The sequence below is a fragment of the Azospirillum sp. B4 genome (genome assembly GCF_000333275.1).
Taxonomy (GTDB): domain Bacteria; phylum Pseudomonadota; class Alphaproteobacteria; order Azospirillales; family Azospirillaceae; genus Nitrospirillum.
The window spans coordinates 1-7,843 of the sequence record NZ_BACU01000546.1 but is presented as its reverse complement, the minus strand read 5'-3'; the positions used below and the strand labels follow the sequence as shown (position 1 = coordinate 7,843).

Sequence of the window (7,843 nt, the reverse complement as noted above, 5' to 3'; positions counted from 1 at the left end):
GGGGGCGATCAGCTTCACGTTCACCTGCACGTTGTCGCCCGGCATCACCATCTCGGTGCCTTCCGGCAGCGAGACCATGCCCGTCACGTCCGTGGTGCGGAAGTAGAACTGGGGACGGTAGTTGGTGAAGAACGGGGTGTGACGGCCGCCTTCTTCCTTCGTCAGGATGTAGGCCTCGGCCACGAACTTGGTGTGCGGGGTGATCGAGCCGGGCTTGGCCAGGACCTGGCCGCGCTCGACGTCCTCACGCTTCGTGCCGCGCAGCAGCGCGCCGATGTTCGGCCACCAGGGTGCCACCGCCGCCGACGATGTAGTTGCCGGTGGCCGACAGCCCGGCCGAGACCGTGCCCGCGATGGTCGCCGCACCGCTGACCACCAGTTCGCCGGTGCCCGCGCCCAGCGACAGGGTGCCGGAGGCACCCTGGGTATAGGCGCCGGTGATGCTGACGATGCTGGACAGCACAAGGTTGGCGCCGGTGTTCACCACCGTGTGGCCGCTGGCGCTGATGCTGTCGTTCAGCAGCAGGTTGCCGCCCGCGAACACCACGTCGGCGGAGGACACCAGCGTGCCCTGGCTGGTCACGGTATAGCCCGTCAGCGTGCCGACGGTGGTGCCCGACCCGCCCGAGATGGTCAGGGCGTTGCTGGTGCTGTTGCTGAGGTCGCCGGCGATGGTGCCGCTGTTCACCAGGGCGCCGATGGTCCCGCCCAGCACAATCAGGGCTTGGCCGCTGCCGGCGATCAGCCCGCTGTTGACCATACGATCGATCCCGCCGCTGGCCGCCACGCCCCAGTAGCCGGTGATGGTGCCGCTGTTCAGCAGGGTGCCGATGCTGCCGGAGGAGTTAATGGCCGCGTTGCTCGCCTGGATGGTGCCGCGGTTGTCGAGGACGCCGATGCCGCCCGTGTTGAAGACGGCGAAGAAGCCGGTGATGCTGCCCGTGTTGACCAGCGTGCCGATGGTCCCGCCGCTGTTGCCCAGGCCGCTGTTGGCGCTGAGAATGCCACCGCTGTTGAGCAGCGTCCCGATGGTCCCATAGTTGCGCAGGTTCAGGAAGGCGGTGATGGTGCCGCTGTTGTCCAACGTGCCGATGACGGCGTTCGCCGCGTTCTCAAAGCCATAGGACATCCCGGTGATGGTGCCGCTATTGCTCAGGGAACCGATGGTGCCGGCGTTGTAGACACCGTCGCCCACCTGGTCGCCATTCAGCACCCCGCTGTTGACCAGGGTCCCCAGGCTGCCGGTGCTGGCAACGTACACCCCATACTGCACACCGCTGATGGTCCCGGTGTTGCCCAGGCTGCCCAATGTGCCGCCGACATAGTCGTTGGCGATGGTCAGCAGCAGGTTGTTGGCGCCATCGCCGCCGAGGGTGGCGGCCAGGCCGGTCACCGTGTCGCCAAGCACGGCGGACGCGTAGTTGGATCCGGCGCCGCCGGCCACCAGGGTGCCGCCGCCAGCGGTGTAGTTGCCCGTGGAAGACAGCCCGGCCAGCACCGTGCCCGCGATGGTCGCCGCGTCGCTGACCACCAGCCCGCTGGTGCCCGCGCTCAGCGACAGGGTGCCGGACGCCCCCTGGGTGAACGCGCCCGTGATGCTGACGATGGTCGACAGCGTCAGGCTGGCCCCGCTGTTGTAGACCGTCTGCCCGATGGCGTTGATCACATCGTTCAGCAGCAGGCTGCCGCCCGCGAACACGACGTTGGAGGAAGAGGCGTTCAGCGTGCCCTGGTTGGTCAGGGTACTGCCCGTCAGGGTGCCCACCGTGCCACCGGTGCCACCCACGATGGTCAGGTCAACACCGCTTTGATTGGTCAGCACGCCGGCGATGGTGCCACTGTTGACCAGCTGGCCCAGCGATCCGCTGGCCAGATTGATGGCGTAGGTGGCGCCCTGGATCAGCCCGCTGTTGTCCAGCGTGCCGATGGTGCCGGGGTTGAACAGGCCCCAACCGCCGGCGATGGTACCACTGTTGGACAGGATGCCGATGCTGCCGGAGTTGCCGAAGGCGGAGGCCGTGCCCCGCAACAGCCCGCTGTTGGCGACGGTGCCGATGACCCCACTGTTGTGGAGGCCGTAGAAACCGCTGATCGTGCCGCTGTTGCTGAGCGTGCCGACCGTGCCGCCGCTGACGATGGTCAACGCCGTGCCGGCGGTCACGAGGCCGCTGTTGTCCAGCAGGCCAAGCGTGCCCGCCACCAGAACCGCAGCCCCGCCGCCGAAGCTGCCCGCCACCGTGTCGCTGTTGCTGAACGTCCCCAGGCGGCCGGTGGACGCCACATACAGGCCGTACTGGGCCGAGCCGACGGTCAAGCCCGCCGTGTTGCCCACCGACGCCAGCGTGCCGCCAATGTAGTCGTTGCCGATAGTCAGCAGCAGGTTGTTGCCATCGACGCTGCCGCCGGCACCGGCGACGCCAGCCACGGTGACGACACCAAGGCTGGCACCGGAATAATCACTGCTCGCCCCCGCGCTGACCAGGGTGGCGGGCGTCCCCACCAGATAGTTGCCGGTGCTGGACAGGCTGGCGACCACGCTGCCGCCGGTGATGCTGGCCCTGCCGCTGACGATCAGGCTGCCGGTGCCGACCGTGCCCAGGTCCAGTGTGCCGGCGCTCTGGGCGTAGTGGCCGGCGATGCGGATGATGGTGTTCAGCGACAGGCTGGCGCCAAGGTTGCTGACGGTATGGTTGGGCGCGAAAATGCGGTCGTTGAGCAACAGGTTGCCACCGGCGAACACCAGGTTGCCCAGGCTGCTGACGATGGTGCCCATGCCCGATTGGCCGGTCAGCGTGCCGATGGTGCCGGCGGCACCGCCGCTGATGGTCAGGGTGGCGGCGGTCTCATTGTCGATGGTGCCCCGGACCACGCCGCTGTTGCTGAAGCCGTTGACCAGCGTCCCGGTCAGGTACAGCGCGTTGCCGCCGCTGATGGTGCCGCCCGCCAGGTTGATCAGCGTGCCCAGCGTGCCGGCGACGTTCACGGCGTTGGTGGCGTTGGCGATGAGGCCGCTGTTGACGAGCGCATCCAGGGTGGCGGACACCTGGATGGCGCTCTGCACGGCGGTGATGGTGCCGCTGTTGTCCAACGTGCCCATCGTGGCGTTGCCGTCGATGTAGACGCCCTGTTGGCCACCGTAGATGCTGCCGCTGTTGGTCAGCAGGCCCAGGGTGCCGAAGTCGACGACGCCGCGGGAGCCGGAACTGATCAGGCCGGCGTTGGACAGGGTGCCCAGGTGGGTGTCGTTCTGCGCGGCCGCCGCAGTGCCGCCCAGGATGGTGGCGCCGATGCTGTTGATCAGGGTGCCGATATAATTCTGGTTGCCCAAGGCCTTGGCAGCACCCTGGATAAGGCCGGCATTGGACAGGGTGCCTATGCTGCCACCATTGGAAAGGGCCGCGCCGCTGAACCCCGTGGCCCTCAAGGTCCCGCTATTGGTGAAGGAGCCGATGCTGGCGGCCCCGTCGATATGGGCGCCGTAGTTGTTGACACTGATCGTGCCAACGTTGGTCAGCGTACCGACCGTGCCGCCACCGGCGACGTAGATGCCGGTTGAAACCCCACTGATGTTGGCGGTGTTGCCGATGCTGCTCTGGGTGTCGCCGATATAGTCGTTGACGGCCACCGCCACCAGGTTGGTGCCGATGGTGCCGGCCGTCACGGCCAGGCCGGTGATGCCGCCGCTGATGCTGGTCGTGACGCCGGTGTAGCTGGAGCCCGTGCCGCCCGCCACCAGGGTTTTGCCGGCCGAGGATCCGACCAGATAGGTGGCGCCCGTCGCGATGCCGCTGGCATCGGCCAGCACCGTGCCGCCGGTGATGCTGGCCGTGTCGCTGACCACCAGGCCGCCGGTGCCCACGTCCAGGGTGCCGGCGCTCTGGCTATAGGCGCCAGTGATGCTGATGATGGTGTTGAGCGCCAGCGAGGCGCCGGTGTTCAGCACCGTATGGCCGGTGGCGTTGATGACGTCATTCAGCAGCAGGCCGCCCGAGGCGAACACCACATCGCTGTTGGTGTTGCGGATCGTGCCCAGGCCGGCAGTGCCGGTCAGCGTGCCAATGGTACCGCTGGTGCCGCCGCTGATGGTCAGGTCGTTGGATGAGACATTGGTGATCGGCCCCATCAGGGTACCGCTGTTGGCCAAGGTACCCAGCGTCCCTGTGCTGGCGATATACAGGGCGGTGCCGCCGTTGGCGGTGATCAGGCCGCTGTTGGCCAAGAGGCCCAGCGTGCCGATCACATAGACGGCGCTGGCGTTGCTGATGGTGCCGCCCGCCACGTTGGCCAAGGTGTCCAGCGAACCGGTGATGTCGACACCGATGGGCGCGGTGTCGATGGTGCCGCTATTGGTCAGCGTGCCGACACGGCCCGCCAGGTTGACCGCGCTCTGGCTGCCCGCCAGGGTGCCGGTATTGCTGATCGTGCCGACCGTGCCGGTCGATGCCACATAGAGGGCGTAGCTGGCCCCACCGATGCTGCCGCTGTTGCCGAGGGACCCCAGCGTGCCGCCGATGTAGTCGTTGGCGGCGTAGAACAGCAGGTTGTTGCCGCTGATGCTGAGGCCGCTGCTCAGGCCGGTGATGGCGCCGGCCACCAGGGCGGCGCCGCCCTGGAGGGCGGAGCCGGCGCTGATCAGGGTGGTGGTGGTGTCGACCAGGTAGTTGGCGGTGCTGGACAGGTTGGCGACGACGCTGCCGCCGGCGATGGTCGCCGCGCCGCTGACCACCAGTTCGCTGGTGCCCGCGCTCAACGCCAGCGTGCCGGCGCTCTGCGTGTAGTCGCCCGTGATGCTGACGATGCTGGACAAGAGCAGGTTGGCGCCGGTGTTCAGCACCGTGTGGCCGGTGGCATCGACGTTGTCGTTCAGCAGCAGATTGCCGCCCGCGAACACAAGGTCGCTGACCGTGTTGTGGATCGTGCCGATACTGTCGAGCGTCACGATCTGATTGCCCGGCCAGCCCCCTATCGCGCCCTTCAGCGTGCCCACGGTGGCGCCGCTGCCGCCGATGACGGTGAGCGCGGTGGTGGATTGGTTGACGATGTCGCCGGCGATGGTGCCGCTGTTGACCAGCGTCCCGACGCTGGCCTGGAACGCGAATCCGGCGTTGATCAGGCCGGTGTTGATCAGCGTGCCAACGCTGCCGCCGGTGAGGGCGGCACCCGTGACCGCGATGGTGCCGCTGTTGGCCAGGGTGTTGATGACGCCGCCGGTGTTGTTGATGGCGGTGATGTCGGCGCCGATGGTGCCGGTGTTGTTCAGATAGCCGATGAGACCGGCGTTGCCGATGGCCGGCCCGGAGGCGCCCGCGATGATCGAGCCGTCGTTGACGATCACCCCGATGGTGCCGCCCCGGTTGCCCACACCCGTCTGGCCGGTGATCAGGCCGCTGTTGTTCAGGGTTTGAAGGATGGCGTTGCTGGTGCCGTCGCCGTACAGCAGGATGGCCGGGCTCTGATAGCCCTGGATCATGCCGGTGTTGTCGATCTGACCGATCGTGACGTTGTTCGCGGTGCCCTGGTATTCGCCAAGCCGGATGCCGATCATCCCGGCGATGGTGCCGCTGTTGCTGAGCGTCCCGATGACGGCCGACGCGCCGGAGGTGCCGGTGAGGGCCAGCGCGGTCGTCCCGCCGCCATCGAGGATTTGGCCCTGGTTGACCAGGGCGCCCACCGATCCGCCGGCCGCGATCTTCATGCCCCGGCCACCCATGGCGGCCAGGATCCTGCCTGAGTTGGCCAGGGTGCCGACAGTGCCGCCGACGTGCAGCCCCGTGGTCATGCCGGCCAAGGTCCCGCTGTTCGACAGGCTGCCAATGCTGCCGGTGGCAGCGACGTAAATCGGTGACGGGGGGTAATCGAAATTGGTGGTGTTGATCAGGCTGGCCAGCGTGCCGCCAACATAATCGTTGGTGATGGTCAGCAGCAGGTTGTCGCCGGCCCCCGCCAGGGTGGCCGCCAGGCCAGTGATCGAGGCCCCCAGGGTGGCGGTGGTGTAGTCCGACCCACCGCCGCCGGCCACCAGGGTGTTGACGCCCACCAGGTAGTTGCCGGACGCCGACAGGGCGCCGATGGTGCCAGCCACACTGGCCGCACCGCTGACCACCAGTTCGCCGGCGCCAGGCGCCAGCGACAGCGTGCCCGAAGCCCCCTGGGTGAACGCGCCCGTGATGCTGACGATGGTCGACAGCGTCAGGCTGGCCCCGCTGTTGTAAACCGTCTGCCCGCTGGCGTTGACCACGTCGTTCAGCAGCAGGTTGCCGCCCGCGAACACGACGTTGGAGGAAGAGGCGTTCAGCGTGCCCTGGTTGGTCAGGGTGCTGCCCGTCAGGGTGCCCACCGTGCCACCGGTGCCACCCACGATGGTCAGGTCGCTGGCGGAACTGTTGATGTTGATGGTGCCAGCGATCGTGCCGCTGTTGACCAGCTGGCCCAGCGATCCGCTGGCCAGATTGATGGCGTAGGTGGCGCCCTGGATCAGCCCGCTGTTGTCCAGCGTGCCGATGGTGCCGGGGTTGAACAGGCCCCAACCGCCGGCGATGGTACCACTGTTGGACAGGATGCCGATGCTGCCGGAGTTGCCGAAGGCGGAGGCCGTGCCCCGCAACAGCCCGCTGTTGGCGACGGTGCCGATGACCCCACTGTTGTGGACGCCGTAGAAACCGCTGATCGTGCCGCTGTTGCTGAGCGTGCCGACCGTGCCGCCGCTGACGATGGTCAACGCCGTGCCGGCGGTCACGAGGCCGCTGTTGTCCAGCAGGCCAAGCGTGCCCGCCACCAGAACCGCAGCCCCGCCGCCGAAGCTGCCCGCCACCGTGTCGCTGTTGCTGAGCGTCCCCAGGCTGCCTGTGGACGCCACATACAGGCCGTACTGGGCCGAGCCGACGGTCAAGCCCGCCGTGTTGCCCACTGACGCCAGCGTGCCGCCGATGTAGTCGTTGGTGACCGTCAGCAGCAGGTTGTTGCCGCTGACGCCGGCGCCGGCCCCAACGACACCCGCCACGGTGACGACACCCAGGCTGGCACCGGAATAATCACTGTTCCCCCCCCCGCTGACCAGGGTGGTGGGCGCCCCCACCAGATAGTTGCCGGTGCTGGACAGGCTGGCGACCACGCTGCCGCCGGTGATGCTGGCCCTGCCGCTGACGATCAGGCTGCCGGTGCCGACCGTGCCCAGGTTCAGCGTGCCGGCGCTCTGGCTGTAGTTGCCGGTGATGCTGACGATGGTGGACAGCGTCAGCGATGCGCCGCTGTTCAGCACCGTGTGGCCGGTGACGGTGACATTGTCGTTCAGCAGCAGGTTGCCGTCGGTGAAGACCAGGTCGGACGCCAGGCTGATGGCGCCCTGGTTGGTCAGGTTGACGCCTGTCAGGGTGCCGATGGTGGCGCCACTGCCGCCGCCGATGCTCAGCGCCCCGGCGCCGCGGCCAGATATGTTGCCGGCGATGGTGCCGCTGTTGATCAGCGCGCCGATGGAACCGAGGCCCAGGTCCAGGGCACCGCTATGGCCGTTGATCAGCCCGCTGTTGACGACGGCGCCGATGGTGCCGGCATTCAAGAGCCCGACGCCGCTCGCCCCCCCCTTTATGGTTCCGCTATTGGCGATGGTGCCGATGGCGCCACTGTTGACGATACCGCCATAAAGGCCGGCAAAGATCATGAGCGGCCGGCACCGGATGAAGGCGGACAGGCGCGGCGTCGCGGGCGGCTGGTCATGCCCCCGGGCCTGATCGTGCCCCCGGGCTTGATGGTGATTGATCGCCCCCGCCGGAATCGACAGGACGGCCGCGATGGCCAGCAGGGCGAAGACGGGCCCCAGGAGGAAGACGGCCCGCTGGCCGAAGAG

1 protein-coding gene and 1 pseudogene are annotated in these 7,843 nt (G+C 67.9%); both read right to left on the bottom strand.

What is annotated here, in order from left to right; translation table 11 throughout:
• Positions 1-279, bottom strand: a pseudogene (gene tuf, locus I55_RS24800) (elongation factor Tu); the annotation flags it as partial.
• Complete coding sequence (locus I55_RS37360) at positions 245-7,657, bottom strand: S-layer family protein (RefSeq protein WP_211100321.1); 7,413 nt, start codon at positions 7,655-7,657, stop codon at positions 245-247. The gene I55_RS37360 and the pseudogene tuf, both read right to left, overlap by 35 nt.
• Positions 7,658-7,843: the final 186 nt, after the last annotated feature.

Coding starts and splice junctions, on each gene's coding strand:
- I55_RS37360 (WP_211100321.1), bottom strand. CDS start 7,657: ATGATCTTTGCCGGCCTTTATGGCGGTATCGTCAACAGTGGCGCCATC.